Source organism: Lacrimispora sp. YZC11 (assembly GCF_057543815.1).
The window spans coordinates 136906-162417 of record NZ_BAAJYQ010000006.1 but is presented as its reverse complement, the minus strand read 5'-3'; the positions used below and the strand labels follow the sequence as shown (position 1 = coordinate 162417).

At 44.9% G+C, this 25512-nt stretch carries 25 protein-coding genes; 22 read left to right on the top strand and 3 right to left on the bottom strand.

Annotated elements, in window-relative coordinates; genetic code table 11:
• The first annotated feature begins 68 nt into the window (after nucleotides 1–68).
• From AC27IJ_RS07005 to AC27IJ_RS06995, 3 genes are all read left to right on the top strand, one after another.
• Nucleotides 69–416: a type II toxin-antitoxin system PemK/MazF family toxin gene (locus AC27IJ_RS07005; protein ID WP_013272276.1), complete on the top strand. Its 348-nt coding sequence runs from the start codon at nucleotides 69–71 to the stop codon at nucleotides 414–416.
• 108 nt (nucleotides 417–524) lie between these two features.
• Complete coding sequence (locus AC27IJ_RS07000; RefSeq protein WP_487148162.1) at nucleotides 525–1931, top strand: hemolysin family protein; 1407 nt, start codon at nucleotides 525–527, stop codon at nucleotides 1929–1931.
• Between the two features lie 157 nt (nucleotides 1932–2088).
• Entirely contained in the window at nucleotides 2089–2817 is a 729-nt protein-coding gene (locus tag AC27IJ_RS06995) for a YebC/PmpR family DNA-binding transcriptional regulator (RefSeq protein ID WP_312443200.1), read from the top strand.
• 65 nt (nucleotides 2818–2882) lie between these two features.
• Here AC27IJ_RS06995 and AC27IJ_RS06990 read toward each other — a convergent pair whose 3' ends face one another.
• A complete protein-coding gene (locus AC27IJ_RS06990) occupies nucleotides 2883–3662 on the bottom strand; it encodes a PocR ligand-binding domain-containing protein (protein WP_312443201.1) in 780 nt (259 codons plus the stop codon).
• A gap of 172 nt (nucleotides 3663–3834) precedes the next feature.
• On the opposite strand from AC27IJ_RS06990, the gene AC27IJ_RS06985 reads away from it, so the two are divergent.
• Nucleotides 3835–4470: a GNAT family N-acetyltransferase gene (locus AC27IJ_RS06985; RefSeq protein ID WP_312443202.1), complete on the top strand. Its 636-nt coding sequence runs from the start codon at nucleotides 3835–3837 to the stop codon at nucleotides 4468–4470.
• Between the two features lie 3 nt (nucleotides 4471–4473).
• Here AC27IJ_RS06985 and AC27IJ_RS06980 read toward each other — a convergent pair whose 3' ends face one another.
• Nucleotides 4474–5241, bottom strand: coding sequence for a GNAT family N-acetyltransferase (locus AC27IJ_RS06980; RefSeq protein ID WP_313258988.1), 768 nt, complete (start codon nucleotides 5239–5241; stop codon nucleotides 4474–4476).
• Between the two features lie 236 nt (nucleotides 5242–5477).
• Here AC27IJ_RS06980 and pepF point away from each other — a divergent pair, with 236 nt between their 5' ends.
• Both pepF and AC27IJ_RS06970 read left to right on the top strand, forming a co-directional pair.
• Nucleotides 5478–7262 (top strand): oligoendopeptidase F, encoded by a 1785-nt coding sequence (pepF, locus tag AC27IJ_RS06975; protein WP_312501193.1) that lies wholly within the window; start codon nucleotides 5478–5480, stop codon nucleotides 7260–7262.
• A 34-nt stretch (nucleotides 7263–7296) separates the two neighbouring features.
• Entirely contained in the window at nucleotides 7297–8070 is a 774-nt protein-coding gene (locus AC27IJ_RS06970) for a nitroreductase family protein (RefSeq protein ID WP_312443205.1), read from the top strand.
• 78 nt (nucleotides 8071–8148) lie between these two features.
• Here the strand turns inward: AC27IJ_RS06970 and AC27IJ_RS06965 are convergent, their stop codons facing one another.
• Entirely contained in the window at nucleotides 8149–8562 is a 414-nt protein-coding gene (locus AC27IJ_RS06965) for an Hsp20/alpha crystallin family protein (RefSeq protein WP_487148158.1), read from the bottom strand.
• A 266-nt stretch (nucleotides 8563–8828) separates the two neighbouring features.
• On the opposite strand from AC27IJ_RS06965, the gene AC27IJ_RS06960 reads away from it, so the two are divergent.
• From AC27IJ_RS06960 to AC27IJ_RS06885, 16 genes are all read left to right on the top strand, one after another.
• Nucleotides 8829–9485: a YkgJ family cysteine cluster protein gene (locus AC27IJ_RS06960; RefSeq protein WP_487148156.1), complete on the top strand. Its 657-nt coding sequence runs from the start codon at nucleotides 8829–8831 to the stop codon at nucleotides 9483–9485.
• Nucleotides 9486–9539: 54 nt separating this feature from the next.
• Entirely contained in the window at nucleotides 9540–10457 is a 918-nt protein-coding gene (gene pyrF, locus AC27IJ_RS06955) for an orotidine-5'-phosphate decarboxylase (RefSeq protein WP_312443208.1), read from the top strand.
• Between the two features lie 9 nt (nucleotides 10458–10466).
• Nucleotides 10467–11243 (top strand): dihydroorotate dehydrogenase electron transfer subunit, encoded by a 777-nt coding sequence (locus tag AC27IJ_RS06950; RefSeq protein WP_313258993.1) that lies wholly within the window; start codon nucleotides 10467–10469, stop codon nucleotides 11241–11243.
• Nucleotides 11244–12146, top strand: a complete 903-nt coding sequence (locus AC27IJ_RS06945) for a dihydroorotate dehydrogenase (protein WP_487148153.1) — start codon at nucleotides 11244–11246, stop codon at nucleotides 12144–12146. It abuts the gene before it with no gap.
• Between the two features lie 32 nt (nucleotides 12147–12178).
• Nucleotides 12179–12856, top strand: a complete 678-nt coding sequence (gene pyrE / locus AC27IJ_RS06940; RefSeq protein WP_312443213.1) for an orotate phosphoribosyltransferase — start codon at nucleotides 12179–12181, stop codon at nucleotides 12854–12856.
• 143 nt (nucleotides 12857–12999) lie between these two features.
• Complete coding sequence (locus AC27IJ_RS06935; RefSeq protein WP_025232499.1) at nucleotides 13000–13149, top strand: hypothetical protein; 150 nt, start codon at nucleotides 13000–13002, stop codon at nucleotides 13147–13149.
• An 83-nt stretch (nucleotides 13150–13232) separates the two neighbouring features.
• Nucleotides 13233–13730 (top strand): VanZ family protein, encoded by a 498-nt coding sequence (locus AC27IJ_RS06930; protein WP_312443214.1) that lies wholly within the window; start codon nucleotides 13233–13235, stop codon nucleotides 13728–13730.
• Nucleotides 13699–14019 (top strand): calcium:proton exchanger, encoded by a 321-nt coding sequence (locus AC27IJ_RS06925; RefSeq protein WP_312443215.1) that lies wholly within the window; start codon nucleotides 13699–13701, stop codon nucleotides 14017–14019. The genes AC27IJ_RS06930 and AC27IJ_RS06925 overlap by 32 nt, the downstream gene beginning before the upstream one ends.
• A gap of 5 nt (nucleotides 14020–14024) precedes the next feature.
• Nucleotides 14025–16100, top strand: coding sequence for an aminopeptidase (locus tag AC27IJ_RS06920; protein WP_312443216.1), 2076 nt, complete (start codon nucleotides 14025–14027; stop codon nucleotides 16098–16100).
• 220 nt (nucleotides 16101–16320) lie between these two features.
• A complete protein-coding gene (locus AC27IJ_RS06915) occupies nucleotides 16321–18153 on the top strand; it encodes a methyl-accepting chemotaxis protein (protein ID WP_312443217.1) in 1833 nt (610 codons plus the stop codon).
• A gap of 244 nt (nucleotides 18154–18397) precedes the next feature.
• Nucleotides 18398–18916, top strand: coding sequence for a 5-(carboxyamino)imidazole ribonucleotide mutase (gene purE, locus AC27IJ_RS06910; RefSeq protein WP_312443218.1), 519 nt, complete (start codon nucleotides 18398–18400; stop codon nucleotides 18914–18916).
• 24 nt (nucleotides 18917–18940) lie between these two features.
• Nucleotides 18941–19966 carry a phosphoribosylformylglycinamidine cyclo-ligase gene (gene purM / locus AC27IJ_RS06905; RefSeq protein WP_312443219.1) on the top strand — a complete coding sequence of 342 codons (1026 nt, stop codon included), beginning with the start codon at nucleotides 18941–18943 and terminating at the stop codon, nucleotides 19964–19966.
• Nucleotides 19960–20562, top strand: a complete 603-nt coding sequence (purN, locus tag AC27IJ_RS06900; RefSeq protein WP_312443220.1) for a phosphoribosylglycinamide formyltransferase — start codon at nucleotides 19960–19962, stop codon at nucleotides 20560–20562. Before purM ends, purN begins: the two co-directional genes overlap by 7 nt.
• Nucleotides 20559–21824 carry a phosphoribosylamine--glycine ligase gene (purD, locus tag AC27IJ_RS06895; protein ID WP_487148147.1) on the top strand — a complete coding sequence of 422 codons (1266 nt, stop codon included), beginning with the start codon at nucleotides 20559–20561 and terminating at the stop codon, nucleotides 21822–21824. The genes purN and purD overlap by 4 nt, the downstream gene beginning before the upstream one ends.
• Before the next feature lie 336 nt (nucleotides 21825–22160).
• Nucleotides 22161–23183 (top strand): LacI family DNA-binding transcriptional regulator, encoded by a 1023-nt coding sequence (locus AC27IJ_RS06890; RefSeq protein WP_487148145.1) that lies wholly within the window; start codon nucleotides 22161–22163, stop codon nucleotides 23181–23183.
• A 24-nt stretch (nucleotides 23184–23207) separates the two neighbouring features.
• Complete coding sequence (locus tag AC27IJ_RS06885; RefSeq protein WP_313257478.1) at nucleotides 23208–25316, top strand: alpha-galactosidase; 2109 nt, start codon at nucleotides 23208–23210, stop codon at nucleotides 25314–25316.
• Nucleotides 25317–25512 lie beyond the last annotated feature (196 nt).

The window sequence follows — 25512 nt, the reverse complement described above, 5'->3', positions numbered from 1 at the left end:
GCAAATAAGCCGTTCGGTGAGCCTTTAAGCGAATCGGACTTCCTAAATAATTGACGGAGTGTGAGAGTGTGATAATCAGACGTGGAGACATTTATTATGCCGATCTAAGACCGGTGGTCGGTTCTGAGCAGGGCGGGATCCGTCCGGTTCTTATTATACAGAACGACATAGGCAATAAGCACAGCCCTACTGTAATCTGTGCGGCAATTACATCAAGAATGAATAAGGCAAAGCTTCCCACCCATGTGGAGCTGGATACCAAAAAATGCGATATGATCAAGGATTCAGTAATCCTATTAGAACAGCTTCGTACCATTGATAAGCAGAGGCTGAAGGAAAAGATCTGCCATATCGATGACGAGCTGCAGCAGGAAGTGGACTGTGCATTAAGGGTGAGCCTGGAACTGGATACATAGTTCACCAGAATCGAACTTCCTTGACGGATTACTGAGAAAATGGTATATTTCTAAATAGTTACATGAAAAAATACGAATGATAATGGACAAAAGGAGTAGATTTTTAGAATGGACGATGGCAATCCGCTTATAAGCGTGATTATTTTTATTGCTTTTATCGTGTTGGACGCAATATTCTATGGATTTGGATCAGCTATCCAAAACGTGAATACAGGCGAACTGGAGCATCAGATGGAAGAGGGTAGTAAAAAGGCCGCGAAGCTGTTACATATTGTAAACAGGCCGACCAGGTTTGTAAATACTATCCAGATCACCACAAATTTAATCGGTATGGTAACCGGGGCTTTTGTTTTGGAGCAGCTTGGAGCAAGGCTTGGGACTGTCCTGACAAGAGGTGGGGCTTATCCCAGCAAGTGGATATCCCTTATCAGCCTGTTGCTGGTTTCTGTTGTACTGGTCGTACTTTTGATCAGCTTTGGAATCATTATTCCAAAACGCTGTGCAGCGGAAAACCCTGAAAGATGGGGGTATCGGATGCTGTCTGCAGTATCCATCATTATGATACCTGTTATCCCCTTTACCTGGCTGGCAAATGTGGTGGCTCACTTTGTCTTAAAGCTGCTGGGAATCGATATGGCATCAGATAATGAGAACGTTACAGAAGAGGACATCATGTCCATGGTGAACGAAGGCCATGAACAGGGCGTTTTAGAGGCCAGAGAAGCGGAGATGATTACAAACATCTTCGAACTGAATGATAAGGAAGCCGGGGATATTATGACCCACCGGAAGAATCTTGTCGCTTTGGATGGCGACATCACTCTTCGGGAGGCTGTGAATTTTATACTGAAAGAGGGATTTAATTCCCGTTATCCGATTTATAAAAAGGATGTAGATGATATTATCGGGGTCCTTCATATGAAGGATGCTCTTATTGCTGTGGAAAATAAAAGGAATGCGTCCCGCCAGTTGTGGGAGATCGAAGGGCTTCTCAGAGAGGCTCATTTCATTCCGGAAACCAGGAATATCGATACCTTATTTAAGGAAATGCAGACCAGAAAGATCCATATGGTAATCGTTGTGGATGAGTATGGGCAGACGGCGGGTATCGTGACAATGGAAGATATTCTGGAAGAGATCGTGGGCAATATCATGGACGAATATGATGTAGATGAAGAATACATTGTCCCCTCAGACGACGGTTCCTATGTAATCAATGGCATGACTCCTCTGGAAGAAGTGGAAAGAGCCTTGAACATTGAGTTTGATGAGGAGGATTATGACTCCTATGATACCATAAACGGCTTGTTGATTTCCAGGCTGGACCGGATTCCCCAGGAAGGGGAAGAGACGGAGGTATCCATTCTGGGATATTGTTTCAAAATTCTTCGTGTGGAAAATAAGATCATTCACACGATCCGGGTTCGGAAAGAGGAACCGGAAGAGAAGCAGGAGGAAGACCCGGAGTTTAGAAAATTGGAGATCCGCATGGAATCCTCAGAGGAAAAAATGTAAAACGGCACAGCTGTCATTTGTACCCGGATTAATGGGGAATCGGCGGCTGTGCGTTATTTTTCTTGCAAGATGAAAAAATTAGTGCTAAAATGGAAAAGATGTTGACTTTTTAGAGATTATAAGGACGAAGTAGAGAAAGAAAAGGAGTGTTGGAACAATGTCAGGACATTCAAAGTTCGCGAATATTAAACACAAAAAAGAGAAAAACGATGCTGCAAAAGGCAAGGTTTTCACTATCATTGGAAGAGAATTGGCGGTAGCGGTGAAAGAAGGCGGACCTGACCCTGCAAACAATAGTAAGCTCCGTGATATTATCGCAAAGGCGAAGACCAGTAATATGCCCAACGATACCATTGACCGCGGAATTAAAAAAGCAGCCGGCGATGCAGGTTCTGTCAATTATGAAACCATTACATACGAAGGATACGGCCCAAATGGGGTTGCAATCATCGTAGATACACTGACAGATAATAAGAACCGGACTGCAGCAAACGTAAGAAATGCATTTACCAAAGGCGGCGGCAATGTAGGAACTCCCGGCTGTGTATCCTTTATGTTTGATAAAAAAGGCCAGATCATCATTGATAAAGAAGAATGTGATATGGATCCTGATGAGCTGATGATGATTTCTCTTGAAGCAGGAGCAGAAGATTTCTCTGAGGAAGAGGACAGCTTTGAGGTAATTACCGGACCGGAGGAATTCAGCGGAGTGCGTGAAGCATTGGAAGCTGCAGGCATTCCTATGGTGGAAGCGAGCGTTACCATGATTCCTCAGACATGGGTGGAACTGACGGATGAAGATTCCATTAAGAAGATGAACCGGCTTATGGATCTTCTTGATGTAGAAGATGACGTCCAGGCCACTTATCATAACTGGGATGAATAATGTTTATATACAAAATGAAAAAGTGAGGAAAAGCTTTATAGCAGGCTTTCCTCACTTTTTATATCTTAGTCGATTTCCGTTAAGTTCCTTACGGAATTTCCGATCTCTCCAACAAGCTCATGGATCCTTTGATAGACAGATCCGGAGCTTTTTGATATGTCTCCAAACTCTCTGGCCACTACGGCAAAGCCTACCCCTGCTTCTCCCGCTCTGGCGGCTTCGATGGAGGCGTTGATGGAGAGGATGCTTTCCATGGAGGCAACCTTTTGGAGATCACGGGTCCGATCTGTCACCTCGCTTAAGGATCTTTGTATGTTTCCTATTTCAGAATCAAGAACGTCGTTTCTTTTTTGCGTGATAGCCCTCATATACTCAAGATTGACCAATTGGTTTACGATGTTTCCCAACATTTGGGCGGAAGCCCGGATCATCTGTTCGGACCGGACCGGAATCTTTTTCAGTGCTTCCACGTAGGAGCTTTCGCTCACGCCGATCTCCTTTGCGATGCTTCGGAATTTTTCTTCCTCAGGTTCTTTCGGGAGCACCTGTCCTCCCAGGATGGCGCCCACTTTTTCGCCGTTTATGATGATGTCGGTGGAAAAGTCCATAAGGCCTGCATGGCAGAAATAGGATCCGCTGCCTTCCGCATCGCATTTTTGGCACCGACGGAGGCCTTCCTGGCTCCCTCTGGTGTATTTCATGCAAAAATCTGAAAAATTACTTGCCTTTGTTATGTAATTGCCTTCTGCGTCTACCGCAATGGCTGCCAGGCCGGTGGAGTCGGAAAATTGATCCTGGATTTTCTGCAAAGCATTTAGATCAATAAATTTTTTGATGTCAATCATACTCTTTTTGCCGCCCTTTCTGTAGTAAAGTGCTGTACAACTTTTATATATTATATTATATAATATTGGAGGGGGAATTACAAGCAACGAATCAAGCAAAAGAAAAAGAGAAATGGATGCACGCCACGGAAAATGGTACGAAGTTTAAAGGAAATGGAAGAGGTTTGAGATTATGGATAGCGACCGATTGTACCGGGTAAAAAAAGAAGATGTGGAGAAATTAAAGGAACTGCTGACAGAATGCTTTGCCGGAGATCCGCTTTATTGCAGGCTGATCCCTGACGGGAAGACCAGGAGCCGTCTGCTCCCGGAATTATTTGAATGCGATATGGAGGAATTTTTAGAAACCTGTGAAATATATGCCGACAGCCCGGAAATTAACGGGATCCTTGTGGTGGATGATGAATCCCAGCCTTATAATGCCTTTCATTACTATCTGGCAGAAGCAGCCGCCCTTTTAAAAACGGACGGTTATCTGATCAAGGAAGACCCTACTTTAAAAACATTCTGGAATTTTCTCCAGGGAAGGGATTATTTAAATTCCAGCTGGACGGACCGCCTTAACCAGGAGAAACGGCTGCATATTATTTATCTGGCTGTGCGGCCTGCCATGCAGCACCATGGGATATCCTCACTCCTGTTAAGGGAAGCCATTGACTACGCAGACAAAAATAAGCTCATGATTTCCCTGGAAACACATAATAAAAGCAATGTGCAGTTTTATGAACATTTCGATTTCAAGGTTTTCAGTATTGTGGAAAAGCATTTTCATCTAAAACAGTACTGCATGGTCCGGGAAATAAAATAATGTTCAATATATATAATAGGACAGGCTTTCTGTAATTTGAAAGCCTGCTTTTCTATACAAGGCCATGGCAGGGAGATTTTGGCCGGACACCTGAAGAGAAATCTTTTTGAGTTTTTCAGAGCCGGGCCTGGTAAAACAGGTTTCCAAAAGCAGGTAAAGGCAGGCGTTCCCAAGCCCCTGGTTCCGTAAGCTTTCTGCGATTTCAAACCCATATAAATAGGCCGACTGTCCCCGGAAATCCAGATAGCAGGAACCCACAGGGCTGTCCTTTGTCAGAAAGGTACATAAGGAAGGTCCTTCTTTGTCATCAGTAACCATGGAGAACGTAAGAGACGCAGAAAAAAGGTTGTTTTTTACCAAACCGGTTTTCAAAAAGGCGGAAGAGGAAAGCTCCATCATATGCTCCTGATACCAAAGGGAGGCTTCTAAGGCATTAAGGGTTTGGACAGTATCCTCACAGGTTTCCTCCACAGGAAAGACCAGGTCACTGTCGTCCGTTTCCTTCATCAGCTCTTCTAAAAGCATCATGAAATATCCCTGCTGCCTGTTTGACGGAAGGGTATAAGCGCAGCATTCATAGTCCCCGTTTTCATTAAAAAAAGTGGAAAGGGCGGATAAGAGGCTGTCTTCGTCGTATAATAAGTAAAAGATACAGCCCTCATCCATAGGAAAGGTGAGAGAAATATGGTCATGTTTTCTGCAGGCTTCCTGCAGTCGGTGTAAGTCACTGATTTGCGTTTTACTAGGGTTTTTCGTTCGTATCATAATCATGGCTGGACTCCTGGTTCGTTTTCGTATAGTATAGTTGATCTGAACTTGCAACGCAAGTGAAGATAAAAGGGCTGCCTTTAGCCCGTCCATCCGATTATCGGAAGCGTTATTTGCTTCCGATAATAAAAACAATAAAAAAATGTCAAAATTCAATAAAATATTTTCCATATTGCTGATTGTCTCTTTGAAATATGGGTGATAGAATAAACACAAGTGAAGGAGTGGGAGGGATTTATTTGAAAAAGAGAGAAGAAATACCGGTTTGCGATACCTGGAACCTTGCGGACATACTACCGTCTGAGAGTGCATGGGAGGATCTGTTCCGTGAAACAGAACGCTCGCTTTCAGGTTATAAAAGATATGAAGGACATCTGGCGGATTCTGGCGAGGTGCTTTTTTCCTGTCTGAAGTTTGATGAGGAAATATCCCTGAAAATAGAAACATTATTCGTATACGGAAAGCAGAAATCCGATGAAAATACGGGCAATGCCAGATATCAGGAATTTTCCTCAAGGGCAAGGTCCCTTTCCTATGAAGCGGCCGGGCTGTCATCATTTTTGATACCGGAAATCCTGGAAATACCGGGGGAAACCCTTGGCCGGTACCGGAAGAACACACCGGAGCTTAAGCGTTATGAAAGAACCTTTGAAATTATTTTAAAGAAGAAGGCCCATACGCTATCAGCCCCTATGGAAGCCCTGCTGGCAAAATCCTTGGAGGCAACATCCGCCCCTTCTGAGATCTTCAATATGTTTAACAATGCGGATGTAAAATTTCCTGAAATAATGGATGAAAAGAATCAGCCTGTTAAGATAACCCATGGAAATTATGTTGCCCTTATGGAAAAGCAGGACAGAAGGGTGAGAATGTCTGCGTTTGAGGCTTTGTACAGCGTCTATGGACAGTTTGGCAATACCCTGGCTGCAACTTTTTCTTCCAATGTGAAACAGGCAGCTTTTTACGCCAAAGCAAGAAATTATTCCTCTGCCAGAGCCCATTCTCTTGGGGAGAATGAGATTCCGGAGGAAGTGTATGATAATCTCATAAAAGCAGTTCATGAGGGTCTGCCCAGTCTCCATGGATATGTCTCCATCAGAAAGAAGGCCCTTGGGGTAGATGAACTGCATATGTATGACCTATATGTACCCATGGTTTCAAGGGAAGAGCGAAAAATCACCTTTGAGGAAGCAAAGGCCATGGTGCTGGAGGGCTTAAAGCCGCTGGGAGAGGAATATTTGTCTCTTTTAAGAGAAGGCTTCAGCAACCGGTGGATTGATGTGTATGAAAATGAAGGAAAGCGGAGCGGTGCCTATTCCTGGGGAGTTTACGGGATCCATCCCTATGTGCTGTTAAACTTTAACGGAACCCTTGACAGTGTTTTCACTCTGGCCCATGAGATGGGGCATGCACTCCATAGTTGGTTTTCCGATAAAAACCAGACCTATATTGACGCAGGATATAAGATTTTTGTGGCGGAGGTGGCTTCTACCTGCAATGAGGCACTGCTTATCCGTCATTTATTGGAAACCACGTCAGATAAAAAGGAACGGGCATACCTTGTTAATCATTTTATGGACAGTTTCCGTGGGACTCTTTACCGGCAGGCCATGTTTGCGGAGTTTGAAGCAGAAACCCATCGCCGGGCAGGGGAAGGAGAGGTGCTCACTGCGGAGGTCCTTTGCAGGATATATCACCGGCTGAATGAGGAGTACTTTGGCCCTGATATGGTGGTTGATCAGGAAATTGATTATGAATGGTCCAGAATCCCGCATTTTTATACACCGTTTTACGTATACCAGTATGCCACAGGGTTTTCGGCTGCCATCGCCATCAGCAGCAGGATTCTTAAGGGAGATGAGAAAGCGGTCAAGGGATATTATGAATTTTTAAGCGGCGGAAATTCCATGACTCCCATAGACTTATTAAAGCTTTGCGGCGTAGACATGGGGACTGCTGAGCCGGTGAAGGATGCACTCCAGGTGTTTGCCGGGCTTTTGGAAGAAATGAGCCGGCTTATTTAAGTCCGGTTGTTGGATAGAGGAGAGGGGAGCAGGTATGAATCTGTATCAGATGATATTTAAAAGAAGATCGATCAGGAAATTTAAAAAGGAAGAAGTCCCGGAGCAGCTGTTAAAGGACATTCTTTATTTTGGGGTTAACATTCCAAGACTGCACGGGGATATTCAGATTAAGCTGGAAATAAGTGAAAATATGGAAGACCATGTGCCTGCTAAAGGGCTGTGGAAGGTGGAGGCGCCTTATTATCTGGTTTTTTACTCCGAGGAGAAGGAGGGATATCTGGCAAACGCGGGATATGTACTGGAGCATGTTCTTTTATATATGACAGGAAAAGGGCTTGGAACCTGTTATCTGGGGAGTACCAAGGTTCCGGAGTCTGGGTCGGCAGGGTTAAAGCAGGTGATCGTCGTTGCCTTTGGCTATCCCAAAACCCTGCTTTACCGTGACCCTGCAACGGCGAAGCGGCTTCCTTTAAAGGAATTATGCGTGTTTAAGGAAGAAGCAGGAGAATCCTTAAAGAATATATTAAAAGCTGTCCGCCTCGCTCCGTCGGCCATGAATACCCAGCCCTGGCGTTTTATCGTCTATCATGACAGAATCTATGTGTTTTCCTGCAGGGAATTCCTGCCGTCATCTTCTCTTGTGTCCATGCGGGAGATCGGTACAGGGATCATGCTTGCTCACTTGACCATTGCTGCGGAAGAAATGTGGATGAATGTAAAGCTGGAAGCAGAGGAAGCCATGGAGAAAAAGTCTTATAAAAGCGGGGCATATGTAACTACTGCATTTTTAAAAGAGTATAAATGCTGATAAGATCGTTCGACTGGTACAGATAGAAAGGGAAGGCCCTGAATGGGGGCCTTCCCTTTTTGCCTATTCCGGATTATTTTACTCAATGGTGATATAGTGATTCTCTTCGATCTGCTTTGGAGATTCTTTTGGAACAACCAGCTTCAGGATGCCGTTTTCAAAGGAAGCCTTGACATCTTCCTGTTTTAAGCCGGAACCTACATAAAAGCTTCTTTTCACAGAACCGCTGTAACGCTCCCTGCGGATAAAATTTTTCTGGTCCTTCTCTTCATTTTCGGAAACAGTTTCCGCGTAAATGGTCAGATAACCTTCTTTTAATTCGGCACGCACTTCCTCTTTTTTATAACCTGGAAGCTCGATTTCAATGACATAGTCGTTTCCGCTGTCTTCGATGTCGGTTTTCATCAGGGCCTGTTTGCTTTGATATGCATCCGAAAAAAACGGATCATTGAAAAATTCATCAAATAAGTTATTTCTTCTGGTTAATAACATGAAGAGTTCCTCCTTTTTTGGTAATATATTTGTCACCGGCTTTCCGGTGCATTGCTATTTGTTATACATGTAATATAACACACACTATCAGCACTGTCAAGAGGTGAGTGCTAATTGATTTGTGAAAAATTTGTGAAACCCTGGATTTATGACTTCATATAGAACAGTGCTGATTTTAATAAAGAAATGAATCTGCCATTGAATGTATTGGCCGGAAATGGTAGAATAACCATGTTTGTTAAAAAGAAAGTTGAGGAAGATTATTCATGAAACGGGAAATCGATTGGAAAGAGATCTCAGATGGAAAAATATATGGCTTAAACGATATGGTAAAGGCGGACTGCGGTGATTGCAAGGGCTGTTTTGCCTGCTGCCAGGGGATGGGGCAGTCGGTTATCCTGGACCCCCTCGACTGTTTCCGGCTGACGGAAAATCTCCATTGTACTCTGGAGGAGCTGCTGGCAGATAAGCTGGAACTAAATGTGGTGGATGGAATCGTGCTTCCCAACTTAAAAATGGGAGGAGAAGGGGAAAAGTGCGGCTTTTTAAACCAGGAAGGACGATGCGGGATCCATAGCTTCCGCCCTGGAATCTGCCGTTTGTTCCCATTGGGGCGGATCTATGATGAAAAGGGGTTTCAGTATTTTCTCCAGGTGCATGAGTGCAGGAGAGAAAACAGGTCAAAGGTCAAGGTGCGCAAATGGATTGATACCCCTGACGTAAAGCGGCATGAAAAATTCGTGTTTGACTGGCATTTCTTCTTAAAACGGCTGGAGCAAAGAATGGAAGAAGATGGGGATCAGGCATTGGCAAATAAGGTCAGCATGTATGTTTTAAAGCAGTTTTATCTTACTCCCTATGACAGGGACCAGGATTTTTTCGATCAGTTTGGCAAAAGGCTTGAAGCCAGTTCTTTCTTATGATAGAATTGGTAAGAATAGAGAAAAATAAGGGCGAAGAGATCCAAGGAGGAAGCTATGATCAGGCAGTTAATAGACAAAATTCAAAAAACAAAGGCCCCAATCTGCGTAGGTTTGGACCCCATGTTAAACTATATACCAGAGCAGGTTACGAAGAAGGCATTTGAAGAATTCGGTGAATCCTTAGAAGGTGCTGCGGAAGCTATTTGGCAGTTCAATAAAGAAATCATTGATCATGTATATGATCTAATCCCATCCGTTAAGCCTCAGATTGCCATGTACGAACAGTTTGGCATCGAAGGCCTGAAAGCGTATACAAAGACTGTGAATTATTGCCAGGAAAAGGGGCTTTTCGTCATTGGAGATGCTAAGAGAGGAGATATTGGTTCCACATCAGCCGCTTATGCTACGGCACACATCGGTCAGGTGAAGGTTGGAAACAAAAGCTTTTCTGCTTTCGGTACAGATTTCCTTACGGTCAATCCATATTTGGGGACCGATGGCGTGAAGCCCTTTGTGGATGTATGCAAGAAAGAAGACAAGGGTCTTTTCGTTCTGGTGAAAACCTCCAATCCTTCCAGCGGTGAATTCCAGGATCAGCTGATTGACGGAAGGCCGCTGTATGAACTGGTTGCAGATAAGGTCGTTGAATGGGGAGCAGACTGCATGGATGGCGCTTACAGCAATGTGGGAGCTGTTGTGGGGGCTACCTATCCTGAGATGAGCAGGATTCTCCGAAAGCTGATGCCAAACACCTATTTCCTGGTACCAGGATACGGTGCCCAGGGAGGTACGGCAGAGGATTTAAAGGCTTGTTTTAACGAGGACGGCCTGGGAGCCATTGTAAACTCCTCCAGGGGAATTATTGCAGCCTATAAATCTGAAAGCTACGCCCGGTTTGGCGGAGAGCATTTTGGTGAAGCCTCCAGACAGGCGGTTATTGACATGGTTTCCGATATCAACAGGGTATTATAGGGGGATCGCATGGCAAAGGTAAAGGAAATTGCAGTGGTTGCCAGCCAGACACGGCTTGGAGACGATGTATACAGCATGTGGATTAAGACAAAGGAAATCACTGCCCAGGCAGAGCCGGGACAGTTTGTTGACCTATATACAAAGGATGGGGCAAAGCTCTTGCCCCGACCCATCAGCATTTGCGAGACAGATAAGGACAAGGGGCTTTTAAGGCTGGTGTACAGGGTAGTAGGAGGAGGAACGGAAGAATTCTCCCATTACAAAGAAGGAGATTCCGTTGAAGTCTTGGGACCTTTGGGCAATGGATTTCCTCTTGAAGCCGGCGGAAAAGAGAAAAAGGCATTTTTGATTGGCGGGGGAATCGGAATTCCTCCCATGCTGGAGCTGGCAAAGCATTTGCCTTGTGAGAAGCAGGTGGTGCTTGGATACCGGGATTCCCTGTTTTTAAATGAAGAATTTCACCCGTATGGGGATACTTATGTCGCCACGGAGGACGGGAGCTCTGGGACCAAGGGCAATGTGTTAGATGCCATCCGGGAACACGGCTTAAAAGGCGATGTGATTTTTGCCTGCGGCCCCACCCCCATGCTGAAGGCTCTTAAGGCCTATGCCTTTGAAAATGAAATGGAGTGTTATCTTTCCCTGGAAGAAAAGATGGCTTGCGGCATAGGAGCCTGTCTTGCCTGTGTATGCAAAAGTAAGTCAGTGGACGAGCATTCCATGGTTCACAATAAGCGTATCTGCAAGGATGGTCCGGTATTTAAGGCTGAGGAGGTAGAATTTTAGATGAATACGAAAGTGAATCTGGCCGGAGTGGAGCTTAAGAATCCGGTTATGACTGCTTCCGGCACCTTTGGTTCCGGTGAGGAATACAGCGAGATGATTGATTTAAATCATTTGGGCGCTGTGGTTACGAAAGGTGTGGCCAATGTGCCTTGGCCAGGTAATCCTACACCCAGAATCGCAGAAACCTACGGAGGTATGATCAATGCCATCGGCCTTCAGAATCCGGGAATGGAAGTTTTTATTAAGAGAGACATTCCATTTTTAAAGAAGTACGATACGAAAATCATTGTCAATGTATGCGGAAAGACCACAGAAGATTATATTGAAGTTGTGGAGCGGCTGGCGGATGAGCCGGTGGATATGCTGGAGATCAACATTTCCTGTCCTAATGTAAAAGAGGGAGGAATCGCCTTTGGGCAGGATCCCAAAGCGGTAGAGGCCATAACAAGGGAAGTTAAAAAATATGCAAAGCAGCCGGTCATCATGAAGCTGAGTCCCAACGTGACGGACATTGGGGTAATGGCAAGGGCCGCTGAGGCCGGAGGAGCAGATGTGCTCTCTCTAATTAACACCTTAACCGGTATGAAAATCGATATTAACCGCCGCTCCTTTGCTGTTGCCAATAAAACGGGAGGCTTATCAGGCCCGGCCATTAAGCCTATTGCGGTGCGCATGGTATATCAGGCTGCCAATACGGTGAAGCTTCCTATTATCGGCATGGGCGGAATCATGAATGCCGAGGATGCCATAGAATTCATTCTTGCAGGAGCCACGGCTGTTTCCGTGGGTACGGCCAATTTCCGGAATCCTTATGCAGCGGAAGAGGTAGTCAGGGGCATAGAGGATTATATGAAGAAATATCATGTAGAAGATATCAGGGAACTGGTAGGAGCGGTACGGTAACACGTACTATTTTGAATAGAGAGGATAAAAAGATGGAACAGTATAAGCAGGAATTTATTGAATTTATGGTAGACAGCAGTGTCCTTAAATTTGGCGACTTCACACTGAAAAGCGGAAGAAAGTCCCCATTTTTTATGAATGCAGGCTCCTATGTGACAGGAGCGCAGCTTAAAAAGCTGGGAGAATACTATGCAAAGGCCATCCACGATAATTTCGGGGATGATTTTGATGTTCTGTTTGGGCCTGCTTATAAGGGAATCCCTTTGAGCGTAACAACTGCCATCGCTTTTCATGAGTTGTACGGAAAGGAAATCAAGTACTGTTCAAACAGAAAAGAGGAGAAGGATCACGGCGGCGACGCAGGAATTCTCCTTGGAAGCCCCATAAAGGATGGAGACCGGGTGGTGATCATTGAGGATGTAACGACCTCCGGAAAATCCATTGAAGAGACCTTCCCCATTATTAAGGCCCAGGGAAATGTGGAGATTTTAGGCCTTATGGTTTCCTTAAACCGCATGGAAAAGGGAAAAGGGGACAAGGGAGCTTTGGATGAAATCCAGGAGAAGTATGGATTTAAAGCGGCAGCCATTGTATCCATGGCAGAAGTCATTGAATATCTGCATAACAGGGAGTATAATGGAAAAGTTATTATTGATGATGGTATAAAAGAGGCCATTGACGCTTATTACGAAGTCTATGGCATAAAATAATCCCTTCCAGGGATAACTTTATGCCCAACACCCTACGGGTATACCTTTATGCCCAAAGAGCATGGGCAGAGAGAGGAAACACCCTGCGGGTATACCTTTATGCCCAAAGAGCGCGGGCGGAGAAGTGGAAAGGAGAGTTTGGTATGGAAAGAGTTTATAAAACTATGAGAAATATAGGAGCTTTAAGCATTGGTGTTGGAATTGTAGTGACCGTTATCGGTATTGCCGCCGGAACCATATCAATTATAAACGGAGCTTTTTTGCTAAAAAGAAAATCTGAAATTACATTTTAACTGATATAATAAGAGAGGATGCTGATGGAAGGGTGTGGCTTTTAAGCAGCATCTCTCTTTTTCCGCATATAGATGGAGCTGTTATGATTAGAAATGCGACAAAACGGCAGAAAATGGGTTGGGTGATCTTTATCGTTTACCTGATCTTTTTGACATACTTTTTATTTTTTTCCGATTATTTTGGAAGGGGGAGCCATATTCAGCAGGAATATGCATACAACTTAACCCCGTTTAAGGAAATACGGCGTTTTATTATTTACCGCCATGTGGTCGGACTGGAATCCTTTCTGCTGAATATTGTGGGAAACATTGTGGGCTTTATGCCCTGTGGTTTCTTTCTTCCGATCATCAGCCGCAGGAGCCGCCACTGGTTTAATACGGTGCTGTTAAGCTTTCTGTTCAGCTTAAGCATCGAGACCATCCAGCTTGTTTTCAAAGTAGGCAGCTTTGATGTGGATGACATGATACTGAATACGCTGGGAGGTATCCTTGGATACATCCTGTATAAAATCGTTCAGCACATAAGAGTAAGGATAAGGAGGAAAAGGAGTGCAAAAGCAGAAAAGAGTGTCCTACATTAGAAAGCCCTTTGCAAAGAGAAGCTTTCTATCCCTGGGACTTGCGGTCGGGGCACTTGTACTTGGAATCATTGGAATTATCAGCTCTGTAATGGCTGAAGGTCAGGCACAGCTTAATGTTGCAGCTGTCTGCTTCTGCAGCCTGCTGATTTCAATTTTTTCACTGGTTTATGGTGTCCTTTCTTTCTTTGAAAGGGAAAAAAAATACATACTGTCCAAAATAGGAATGGGGATCAGTTTGGGCCTTATCATTCTTTGGGCAGTTCTTATCATTATAGGAGTAAAGGGGTAAGGATTATGGATAATCAAGTAATGTTTCAGCAGGAAAATGAGAATATTAAGGAGCGCTTTGAACTGTCTATGGAGCGGATCGGCCAGATGGCAGCGGAACAAACCGTGCCGGAACCATACCGGGATTATTTCGCCAGGACAGCGTCCTTTGTCACCATGATGGGGGAGTATCTACGGTTCATTGAGTCCGGAGACCAGAAAACGGCTCCTGTAGATGTTTTAAAGGAATGGAACCAGAAGCTTTACCAGGATATTTTACCCGGCCATTATGAGGAGAGCTATGCGAACCCGGCGTATGCGGTATCAAAGCTGGGAGAGGGCTATGGCCAGCTTCTTTCGTATCTGTATAAAGAGATCCGGGGTGACATTGTCTTTGTTCATGAGTGGAGGCTTACGGATCTTACTATTTTAAATGAAACGCTTATTGAGATTTACAACAGGTTTGAGGAGGAAATCCCAGAGGTTTCTCAAATAAAGGAAGTAATCTACTGGTTTGTCAGCGATTATACGGATCATACGGTTACCTTCCGGGTCCGGGAAGGGCTTGATCCGACGCTTTCCTTTGCAGCGGATATCATCCGGGAGAATGATTTAGGGGATCTTAAGTATTTGTATTACTTTGGTGAATACATTTCCGAATCAGAATTAAAAACCGCTGGATTCTTAAATTCCCTGCCAGAAGAAACGGTACGCCTTATGGCGGATACCTACACGGAAGGATACCGCAAAGGCTTTGAGGTAATGGGAAGGGATTTAAAGAAAAAGGGAGCGGTACAGATCCGCTATGAGCTGGGCTTTGAGCGCATGGTAAAGTATGCCATGGAGAATTTTGAAAAACTGGGCCTAAAGGTGATCCTTTGCCGTGCAGCTGTATGGACAGTCAATACCAATGCTGGCCGGAAGTCCGGTTACTACAGCACCTCTCCAAACAGGCAGTATGATTATGATCACCGTTACGACGATGCCCTTTATTTAAATAAGGCGTTTAAAGATCGGAAAGCAGCAGTTTTAAAGGTCGCTTATGAAACCTACAAAGAGCAGGCGGCAGCCTTTGCCGGTCCTGCGGTGCTTGAAACCTTTGGAAAAGAAGGCTTTGAGCCGGTGAATAAGCCGGAAGCCAACCGTCTGGATGCCAGACAGGAAAAGCTATCAGCGGAAATGTCGAATGAAACCTCAAGAATTCTCAATCAATACGTGCCTGGAGATGAGACCAGCTTTACCATCATTGCTTTCCCGGTACCGGAAATCGGGGAGGATTTTGAGAAGATCTTTGAAGAGACCATTGCCATCAACACCCTTGATTATGAGAAATATAAGGCAATCCAGCAGGCGGTTATCGATGTTCTGGATGAGGCAGATTACGTGGAGGTAACTGGAAAAGGAAATAACAGGACCCACCTTAAAGTGGCTCTTCACCCGCTGGCAGACAAGAATAAGGAAACAAAATTTGAAAACTGTGTGGCTGATGTGAATATTCCCCTTGGAGAAGTGTTCACGTCCCCAAGGCTTATGGGAACGGAAGGAACTTTGGCAGTCAGTACGGTGTATATTACGGACTTCCAGTTTAAAGACCTTGTCATGACCTTTGAAAATGGTATGATAAAGGATTATTCCTGCAGCAATTTTGAGAATCCGGAAGAAGGAAAGGCCCTTGTGAAACAGGTGATCTTAAAGAATCACGACACCCTTCCCATGGGAGAATTTGCCATTGGTACCAATACTACGGCTTATGCTATGGCCCGTAAGTTCGGAATTCTCGATAAACTGCCTATCCTCATTGTGGAAAAGATGGGCCCCCATTTTGCGGTGGGTGACACCTGTTACAGCTGGGCGGAGGAAAGTCCTGTTTACAACCCCAATGGTAAGGAGATCATTGCCAGAGATAATGAAGTTTCCGTCCTTAGGAAAGAAGATGTATCAAAGGCCTATTTCAGTTGCCATACGGATATAACCATACCTTATGCAGAACTGGATAAGATAGAAGCGGTTACGGCTTTGGGAGAACGGGTTCTGATTATTGATGACGGCAGATTTGTATTAAAGGGTACGGAGGAATTAAATGTTCCCTTATCAGGACTTTAATTGCAAAAAATAAATAAAAAAACCAGAAATATCCAATTATTTAACAAATTATATTAAAATGCTTATAAAACAGCAGGACTTGCCGATAAGATATACAAAGGTTAAGGTTGAAAGATATTTTTCTTTCAACCTTGCGTTAATGGGCAACCGGATATGCGAGCATATCCCTTGATTCATTCGTATATGAAAATAGGATAGATAAAGTGAATGGAGGACAAAGGTGAAGAATTTAAAGATTGGTAAAAGAATTGGACTTGCTTTTGGAGCTATCCTCGTGCTGTTTTTAATCGTTTCCACAATTTCCGTGGTAAGCTTAAGGCAAAACAACGGTAAGTTTGTAGATTTCTTTAAGAACGGACACCAGATCGATGTACAGACTCTTGAGATGAGACGTGATATTCAGTCCGCGGCTAAAAATGTAGGATATGCAACCATGAGCCTTGATTTAAAGACTACCGGGGAATATATTGATGCTGCAGAAGCGGATCTGGAAGAGTTCCACAACAGAATACAGTTTTTAAGGGAAAACTATCAGGGAGACCAATCCCTGGTTGACAGCATCGAGAATACCTTAAATGAGGCTCAGCCTTTCAAGGATCAGGTGTTTGGCCTGGCAAGAGAAAATAAGACCAGACAGGCAGCAGATATATTCTTTGAATCATTAGACCCGTATTTCACCAAGGTTCAGGAGGATCTGGTAAAGATCAGTGACTTCGCCAATGAAAAAGCCGATGCCAATTATGAAAATGCCCAGCAGATGGCGGGAATCACTCAGACGGTAGTGGTCGCTTTGCAGGTCCTGGCAGTATTAGCTACATTGGGCTTTTCGATTTTCACTACTAAGAGCATCGTGGTGCCAGTGAAAGAGATTGAGAAGGCGGCAGGGGAAATGTCAAAGGGAAGCCTTCATATCCTGTTAAATTACCAGTCAAAGGATGAACTGGGCGTTCTGGCCGACAGCATGCGGACCACCATTTCCAATATCGGAAACATGATTGACGATATCAGCAGCTTGCTGACATCATTGGCAATCGGTGATTTCCGGGTCAGCTCCAAGCACCAGGAACAATATGTCCAGGATTATGAGCCTATTTTTATGGCCATGTACGGAATCAGGAATAATTTAAGCGAAGCCCTTTTCCGCATTAACCAGTCGGCGGATCTGGTAGCCAATGGTTCGGAGCAGGTATCTTCCGGAGCCCAGGCATTGTCCCAGGGAGCTACGGAACAGGCTTCTTCCATTCAGGAGCTTGCAGCAGCCATAAGCGATATATCAAACCAGATAAACATCAATGCCCAAAATGCTAAAGAGGCGCGTTCTACATCAGAAGAAGCAACCAGTAATGTGGCAAAGAGCAGTGAAAAAATGTCTGAAATGAACCAGGCTATGACGGAGATCAGTAACAAGTCCAATGAAATTGGAAAGATTATAAAGACCATTGAGGATATCGCATTCCAGACCAATATCCTGGCATTGAATGCGGCTGTTGAAGCAGCCCGCGCCGGAGAAGCCGGAAAGGGCTTTGCAGTTGTGGCGGATGAAGTGCGCAACCTGGCAAGCAAATCAGGAGAAGCAGCAAAGAACACCACTCTGCTCATTGAGGAAAGCATGCAGGCTGTGGATAACGGAACCAGGATCACCGCTGAGACAGCGAAGGCTATGCAGGCGGTTGTGGAAGGAAGCCGGCGTATCAATTCGATTATTGAGGAGATCGCATTGGCTTCTGACAAGCAGGCAGTGGCGGTTGATCAGGTGGCACAGGGAATCGACCAGATTTCCTGCGTTGTTCAGACGAACTCCGCGACGGCGGAGCAAAGTGCCGCGGCAAGCGAAGAACTGTCAGGTCAGGCCCAGATTATGAAGGGACTTGTTGAAGGCTTTGACCTTTATGAAGGCGAGGGAGAAGAGGCGAATTCCCAGAAAAAGACAGGATCAAATTCAGGGGATATCCGGCCGGAAAAACCGGTTTATGGAGACCAGGAAACCCCGGTCCTAACCATTGATCCGGTTTATTTTGAGGAGCCATCCAAATTTGGAGGCGGAAAATATTAACCATACATAATCAGGCGGGAGGCCGGAGAGAGTAATATATCTTTCCGGTTCTCCCGCCCTTCTTGTATCCCCCATGGGCTATGGTCAAATTTTTAAGAAAACCATTGACGAAGCAGAAAAAAGCTTGTATTATATTGATAAGTAAAGGTTGATTAATAAGTGATAATTATTAATTGTACTAATAAAATGTATTACTGCAAATAATGAATCTTCACATCAAACAAAATATAAAGGAGAATGTACTATGGCAAATGTATCAATTGTTATGGGAAGTGATTCTGATATGCCTGTTATGGCTCAGGCTGCAGATGTTTTGAAAAAATTGGGAGTGGAGTTTGAGATGACGGTGATCTCCGCCCACAGGGAACCGGATATATTTTTCGAATATGCTAAAACGGCAGAAGCAAGAGGCATAAAGGTCATTATTGCCGGCGCGGGTAAAGCAGCCCACCTTCCTGGAATGTGTGCGGCTCTGTTCCCAATGCCGGTGATCGGCATTCCCATGAAAACTTCAGACCTTGGCGGAGTGGATTCTCTTTATTCTATCGTACAGATGCCTTCCGGAGTTCCGGTTGCCACCGTTGCGATAGGCGGAGGAACTAACGCAGGAATCCTTGCAGCCAAGATTTTAGCGGTCAGTGACAGGGAGCTGTTAGGAAAGCTGAAGGAATACTCGGAAAACTTAAAAAATGAGGTGGCTGAAAAGGCGGAGAAACTGGACCATATCGGCTATCAGGAATATTTATCCCAGATGAAGAAGTGAGAAAATCGGAGGCGAGGAGAAAAAATGGATTATAAGAATGCAGGAGTGGACATTGAAGCCGGTTATAAATCGGTTGAATTAATGAAAAAGCATGTGCAGGAAACCATGAGACCGGAGGTTCTTGGAGGGCTCGGGGGATTTTCAGGGGCATTTTCCATGTCAGCCTTTAAAAACATGGAAAAGCCGACTCTGGTATCAGGAACCGATGGGGTGGGCACAAAGCTGAAGCTTGCATTTTTAATGGACAGGCATGATACCGTTGGAATCGACTGTGTGGCAATGTGTGTCAATGACATCGCCTGTGCAGGCGGAGAGCCTTTGTTCTTCCTGGATTATATTGCATGCGGCAGGAATTACCCGGAAAAAATCGCAGAAATCGTCAGCGGGGTTGCTAATGGCTGCAAACAGGCCAATGCAGCTTTGATCGGCGGTGAGACAGCGGAGATGCCGGGTTTTTATCCTGAGGACGAATACGATCTGGCCGGTTTTGCTGTAGGCGTGGTAGATGAGAAGGATCTTATTACCGGGATTCATGTCAAAGAGGGAGATGTGCTCATTGGAATCGCCTCTTCCGGCATTCACAGCAATGGCTTTTCTCTGGTACGCAAGGTGTTTGACATGACAAAAGAAAGCCTGGACACCTATTATGAGGAACTGGGAAAAACTCTTGGCGAAGCGCTGATCACTCCTACCAAAATATATGTTAATACATTAAAAAGCGTAAAAGACAGCGGAGCAGTGATCAAAGCCTGCAGCCACATCACCGGAGGCGGTTTTTATGAAAACATTCCCCGTATGCTTCCTGAGGGTATCCGGGCGGTGGTTGAAAAGAGCAGCTATCAGGTGCCTGCCATCTTTGGCCTGCTGGCGGATAAAGGCGGTATTGAGGAAGAGATCATGTACAATACCTATAATATGGGAATCGGAATGATTCTTGCCGTGAGCCCGGCGGATGTGGATACGGCTATGGAAGCGATCCGAGGGGCTGGAGAGGTTCCCTATGTGATCGGCCATACGGAAAGAGGAGAGAAGGGCGTGACCTTATGCTGAAAATCGGTATATTGGTTTCCGGCGGGGGAACCAACCTTCAGGCAGTCTTAGATGCGATAGATTGTGGAAGGATCACCAATGCAGAGGTAACGGTGGTCATCAGCAATAACCAGAACGCATATGCCCTGGAAAGAGCAAGAAAACATGGAATTGAGGCTTCCTGCATATCCCCTGTGGATTTTCAGGAGAGGGAGGACTTTTATGAAGCGCTTCTTTCAAAGATTGACCAGTACTGCCTTGATCTCATCGTTCTGGCTGGATATCTGGTTGCGATTCCGTTATCCATGATACAAAAGTACGGGAACCGGATCATCAACGTTCATCCATCCCTTATTCCGTCTTTTTGCGGAAAGGGATATTATGGGCTTAAGGTTCATGAAGCTGCTCTTGCCCGGGGGGTGAAGGTTACGGGAGCCACGGTCCACTATGTAGATGAGGGGATGGATACGGGGCCGATTCTTTTGCAGAAGGCGGTTGAGGTTCGGGAAGGAGATACACCGGAGACTTTGCAGCGGCGTGTCATGGAAGAGGCAGAGTGGCTGATCCTTCCCCAGGCCATACAGATGATTGCAATCGAACAGGAGGAATCACAATGAAGGTTTTGATCATAGGCGGAGGCGGGCGTGAGCATGCCATTGCATGGAAAATCTCCAGAAGCCCTAAGGTTGATAAAATATATTGCGCCCCTGGAAATGCAGGAATTGCAGAGATTGCAGAATGCGTGGATATAGGAGTCATGGATTTTGACAGGCAGGTGGCATTTGCCGGGGAAAAGGGAATCGATTTAACCATCATAGGACCGGATGATCCTCTGGTTGCCGGAGCTGTGGACGCGTTTGAGGCAGCCGGTCTAAGGGTGTTCGGCCCGCAAAAACGTGCGGCTTTGCTGGAAGGTTCTAAATCATTTTCCAAGGATTTGATGAAAAAATATGAAATTCCCACAGCGGCATATGAAGTCTTCGATTCCCCGGAAGAGGCTTTCGATTATGTGAAAACAGCCCCGATGCCCATTGTGTTAAAGGCTGACGGCCTGGCTTTGGGAAAGGGAGTCCTGATCTGCGGCACAAGGGAAGAGGCTGAAAACGGGGTGAAGGACTTAATGCTTGATAAGCAGTTTGGCTCCGCAGGAGACCGGATTGTGGTGGAAGAGTTTATGACGGGCCGGGAGGTATCGGTGCTTTCCTTTGTGGATGGAAAGACTGTTAAAATTATGACATCCGCCCAGGACCATAAGCGGGCAAAAGACGGAGACCAGGGCCTTAATACAGGGGGAATGGGAACATTTTCTCCAAGTCCGTTTTATACAGAAGAAGTGGATGAGTTTTGTAAGAAATATATTTATCAGGCGACTGTGGATGCCATGAAGGCAGAGGACCGGGAATTTAAGGGTATTATATTCTTCGGGCTGATGCTGACGGAAAAAGGCCCCAGAGTATTGGAATACAATGCCAGGTTTGGTGATCCTGAGACACAGGTGGTACTTCCCCGGATGAAGAATGACATTGTAGAGGTTTTTGAGGCTTGCATTGACGGAACTCTGGATCAGATAGACCTGCAGTTTGAAGATAATGCGGCAGTCTGCGTGGTATTGGCATCGGAGGGGTATCCGGAGAAGTATGAAAAGGGGTATCCCATTGCCGGGCTGGAAGCATTTAAGGGACAGGAGAAATACTTTGCCTTTCATGCAGGAAGTACATTGGATGGCAGCGGAACCGTGGTGACCAATGGCGGAAGAGTGCTGGGAGTGACGGCAATCGGAGAGGATTTAAGGGAAGCCAGAGAAAATGCCTATCAGGCGGCGGAATGGGTATCTTTTGAGAATAAGTATATGAGGCGGGATATTGGTAAGGGAATATAGGTTGATTTTCACGGCTTTAGGTGAAAATTGAAGGAAGCGGATTAGCTATAAAGGTAAATCGAAAATAAAACTTGCATAGGTGGAACGAAAGAGCTGTTGCGAAAAGAAGAATAAATAACTTCTTTTTTGCAACAGCTCTTTTACATTTTAGGGTATTTTGAGATCCATAACCGGCCGCATGGGAAAAATGTTCCTTAGTTGTTCACTAAAATTTCTGTTAAACAGAGAGCTAGGAAAAAGACAGAAAGTTAAAAAATAAATGGAGAAGTATGAAAAAATATGATATGATTTTACCAGTGTCCTAGACAAATGCAGAGCAAAGTGGGTATGTTTATTATGATAACATTAAAAGAGATTGCGGCCGAGGCTGGAGTCAGCATGACAACGGTATCAAACGTGCTGCATGGAAAAACAAAAAAAGTTTCTCCTGAACTGGAGGAGAAGATCAAAAAACTTTTGGTTAAGTACAATTATATTCCAAGATTCGGACTGAATGCCCTGACAAATAAAGGTTCAAAGATAATCAGTATCCTTGTAAATACACCGGAATTCGTGGAGAGAACGCCATATGAACGTCCTTTTTATGGAAATATCATTGGTGAACTGGAGCGTATGCTGAGGAAAAGGGGGTATTACATCATGCTTTTTTCCTCCAAAAGCATTCCTGAAATCATGAAAATGACAATGGGCTGGAATGTGGATGGGATTATATCTATTTCCATGCCGGTCAAATATTATAAGCAGATAGGAAAGCAGACGGGGAAGCCAATTGTATCCATTGACATGAATGAATATGATATTGGTAAAATATCGGATTGCTTTAATGTGACCTCCAGGGATTATGAAGGAGGGATGATGATGATGGAATATCTGTTGGATCAGGGAATAGAGAAGGTGGTATATCTGGCTAATATAAAATCGGGAGCTGATTACTGCAGATACATAGGAGCGTCAGAGGTTTATAAAGAACGTATGGGAGATGGTGCGGAGCTGGAAATCCGTATGCTTGGCAGAACTTATGATGAAAGGGTAAAGAATTATGATGATATACGCAGGCTGATTGGCCGCAAGGCTGCACTATTCTTTTCCACGGACTTTAATGCGGTGGAGGCCATCGGCTTCTTTCAGCGCAGGCAGATACATATACCGGAGGATATTTCCATAGTGGGCTTTGATGATGATGTCTATGCTAGGTTATGCAATCCCAGACTCACATCAATGAGCGTTGATGTGAGTCAGAAAGCGGAGCTTGCAGTCAATATGTTAATGCGCCTGCTGGATGGTGAAGAGATTAAGGAGATGCAGCCAAAGGTTGACGCAATCATAGTAGAACGGGAAAGTGTAAAGAAAAATGGTTAGTAAATGAATTGGGAGGGTGAGGCAATGAAGCGGATAAAGATAACTGAAAATGGGATAAATATGCTTTTGGAAATCACAGACAGGGATGAGGTAAAGCTGCTTCATGTTTCCTCTCTCCCTTTTCGTGAGGAGACTATACGAAGTGAGGAGGAGAAGCATGCTTTCCGATTGGTAGAAATAGGACTTTCCGGGCAGGATCGTCCTGAGGAACGCCATGGAATGAAGTATACGGTTACGGCTCCCGGATACAGGATGAAGTATGTGAGCCACGAGGAACAGAGAAATGAGGACGGGAAGAAGCTAGAAATTGTAACAAAGGATGAAGCGACAGGTGTTTACGTTACGAGCCATTTTCAGTTTTATGATGGGATATCGGTGGTAAAATCCTGGAGTCAGGTTGAGAACAGAGGAAATGATTCTCAGGGGCTGGAATATGTTTCTTCTTTTAATCTGAATGGAATCGAGAAGGAAGGGCTCCTCCCCAGGGATCAGAAAATGGAAATATCTGTGGTTCATAATTCGTGGCAGAGGGAGGTCCAGTGGAAGAGCTATACCCTTCCAGAATTGGGACTTGAACAGTCGCAGCCAGATGAAAAGCTGCGTTCATCCAAAGAATTTGGGATCACCAATACGGGCAATTGGTCTGCAAAAGCCTATCTTCCCATGGGAAGTGTGTTTAACAAGGAGACAAATACCAGAATGTTCTGGCAGATTGAACATAATGGTTCCTGGCATTGGGAGATCAGCGATCAGGCCGGTCACTTATATGTGCAGTTAAGCGGGCCTACGGAAAATCAGTCCCACTGGTATCAACAGCTAAAGGCAGGGGAGAGCTTTACAAGTGTCCCGGTGGCAGTGGGAGTCACCGAGGGCGGTCTGGAAAAAGCGGTGGAGGAACTTACAAAGTATAGAAGAAGAATCCGCAGAAGAAATAAGGACAACGAAACGTTGGGAGTTATATTTAATGACTATATGAATTGCCTGTGGGGGGATCCGACTACTGAAAAAGAGATTCCGCTCATTGATGCAGCTGCGGAGGTTGGCTGTGAATACTATTGTATTGATGCAGGCTGGTATGCGGATGGCGGCTGGTGGGATGAAGTGGGAGAATGGCTTCCCTCAAAGAAACGTTTCCCTGGAGGGATAAGAAAGGTGATGGATTATATCCGCTCAAAGGGATTGATCCCCGGTCTTTGGCTGGAACTGGAGGTTATGGGAATCAATTGTAAAAAGGTTAAGGAGCTGCCTGATGAATGTTTCTTCCTCCGGCACGGAAAACGGGTTTATGACAGAAGCAGGTATCAGCTTGATTTTCGTCATCCTATGGTAATCCGGCATGCGAATGAAGTAATTGACCGTCTGGTCACAGAGTATGGCATAGGGTATATTAAAATGGACTACAATATTGAACCTGGAATTGGTACGGAAGTAGATGCGGAAAGCTTCGGTCAGGGATTGTTGGAGCATGAGCGTGCGTATCTGGATTGGCTTGGCAGTGTTTTTGAGAAATATCCGGATTTGATTATTGAGAACTGTTCCAGCGGCGGACTCCGCATGGATTACGCCATGCTGTCCCGTTACAGCATACAGTCCACAAGCGATCAGGAGGATTACAGGCATTATGCTACGATTGCCGCCAATTCTCCTCTGGGCGTCACCATGGAGCAGTCGGCCATCTGGTCCTATCCCAGAATAGAGGGAGATGAGGAGGAGACCGTGTTTAATATGGTGAATGCGCTTCTTATGCGTGTACACCAGAGCGGTCATCTGGCAGCCCTTCCGCCAGAACGGAGAGATCTTGTGAAGGAGGGACTGGACTACTATAAGTCTATTCGTCATGACATCAGGGAAGCGTTTCCTTTCTGGCCTATGGGCCTTTCAACCTTTGGGGATGATTGGGTTAGTTTAGGGCTTAAATGTGGGAAGAAAAATTACATAGCAGTGTGGCGGCGGGGAGGAAATTCCTGGGCAGAGTTACCGATTCCCCATTTAAAGGGAAAAGAGGTAAAGCTCCGGTGTGCGTACCCCTCTTATGAAAGGTGTGAATACAACTGGAATCGGGAGGGTGGAACCTTGAGAGTTGTGATCGGTGCACCGGTCGCCGCCAGGTTGTTTGAAGTTGAAATGATTTAAACGAAGATAAAAACAGATATTTTCAATTAATTGAAAATATCTGTTTTTTTGCCATTATCACAACAAAATAAAAAATAAAATGATAATAATTATAAATTAGGTTATGTAGAAAACCAATAATAAAAATTTGAATACTGATAAAATAATGAAGGAATATCGACTAAAAATAGTAAAAATAAACAAGTAATATGTTGAC

What these genes read in the sequence shown, in the direction of transcription:
- pyrE (WP_312443213.1), top strand. Translation starts at nt 12,179, where the DNA reads ATGGAACAGTATAAGCAGGAATTTATTGAATTTATGGTAGACAGCAGT.
- AC27IJ_RS06990 (WP_312443201.1), bottom strand. Translation starts at nt 3,662, where the DNA reads ATGATTGACATCAAAAAATTTATTGATCTAAATGCTTTGCAGAAAATC.
- AC27IJ_RS06885 (WP_313257478.1), top strand. Translation starts at nt 23,208, where the DNA reads ATGAAGCGGATAAAGATAACTGAAAATGGGATAAATATGCTTTTGGAA.
- AC27IJ_RS06980 (WP_313258988.1), bottom strand. Translation starts at nt 5,241, where the DNA reads ATGATTATGATACGAACGAAAAACCCTAGTAAAACGCAAATCAGTGAC.
- purN (WP_312443220.1), top strand. Translation starts at nt 19,960, where the DNA reads ATGCTGAAAATCGGTATATTGGTTTCCGGCGGGGGAACCAACCTTCAG.
- AC27IJ_RS06985 (WP_312443202.1), top strand. Translation starts at nt 3,835, where the DNA reads ATGGATAGCGACCGATTGTACCGGGTAAAAAAAGAAGATGTGGAGAAA.
- AC27IJ_RS06950 (WP_313258993.1), top strand. Translation starts at nt 10,467, where the DNA reads ATGGCAAAGGTAAAGGAAATTGCAGTGGTTGCCAGCCAGACACGGCTT.
- AC27IJ_RS06945 (WP_487148153.1), top strand. Translation starts at nt 11,244, where the DNA reads ATGAATACGAAAGTGAATCTGGCCGGAGTGGAGCTTAAGAATCCGGTT.
- AC27IJ_RS06890 (WP_487148145.1), top strand. Translation starts at nt 22,161, where the DNA reads ATGATAACATTAAAAGAGATTGCGGCCGAGGCTGGAGTCAGCATGACA.
- purM (WP_312443219.1), top strand. Translation starts at nt 18,941, where the DNA reads ATGGATTATAAGAATGCAGGAGTGGACATTGAAGCCGGTTATAAATCG.
- AC27IJ_RS06995 (WP_312443200.1), top strand. Translation starts at nt 2,089, where the DNA reads ATGTCAGGACATTCAAAGTTCGCGAATATTAAACACAAAAAAGAGAAA.
- AC27IJ_RS07000 (WP_487148162.1), top strand. Translation starts at nt 525, where the DNA reads ATGGACGATGGCAATCCGCTTATAAGCGTGATTATTTTTATTGCTTTT.
- pyrF (WP_312443208.1), top strand. Translation starts at nt 9,540, where the DNA reads ATGATCAGGCAGTTAATAGACAAAATTCAAAAAACAAAGGCCCCAATC.
- purD (WP_487148147.1), top strand. Translation starts at nt 20,559, where the DNA reads ATGAAGGTTTTGATCATAGGCGGAGGCGGGCGTGAGCATGCCATTGCA.
- AC27IJ_RS06935 (WP_025232499.1), top strand. Translation starts at nt 13,000, where the DNA reads ATGGAAAGAGTTTATAAAACTATGAGAAATATAGGAGCTTTAAGCATT.
- AC27IJ_RS06960 (WP_487148156.1), top strand. Translation starts at nt 8,829, where the DNA reads ATGAAACGGGAAATCGATTGGAAAGAGATCTCAGATGGAAAAATATAT.
- AC27IJ_RS06930 (WP_312443214.1), top strand. Translation starts at nt 13,233, where the DNA reads ATGATTAGAAATGCGACAAAACGGCAGAAAATGGGTTGGGTGATCTTT.
- AC27IJ_RS06965 (WP_487148158.1), bottom strand. Translation starts at nt 8,562, where the DNA reads ATGTTATTAACCAGAAGAAATAACTTATTTGATGAATTTTTCAATGAT.
- AC27IJ_RS06970 (WP_312443205.1), top strand. Translation starts at nt 7,297, where the DNA reads ATGAATCTGTATCAGATGATATTTAAAAGAAGATCGATCAGGAAATTT.
- purE (WP_312443218.1), top strand. Translation starts at nt 18,398, where the DNA reads ATGGCAAATGTATCAATTGTTATGGGAAGTGATTCTGATATGCCTGTT.
- AC27IJ_RS06920 (WP_312443216.1), top strand. Translation starts at nt 14,025, where the DNA reads ATGGATAATCAAGTAATGTTTCAGCAGGAAAATGAGAATATTAAGGAG.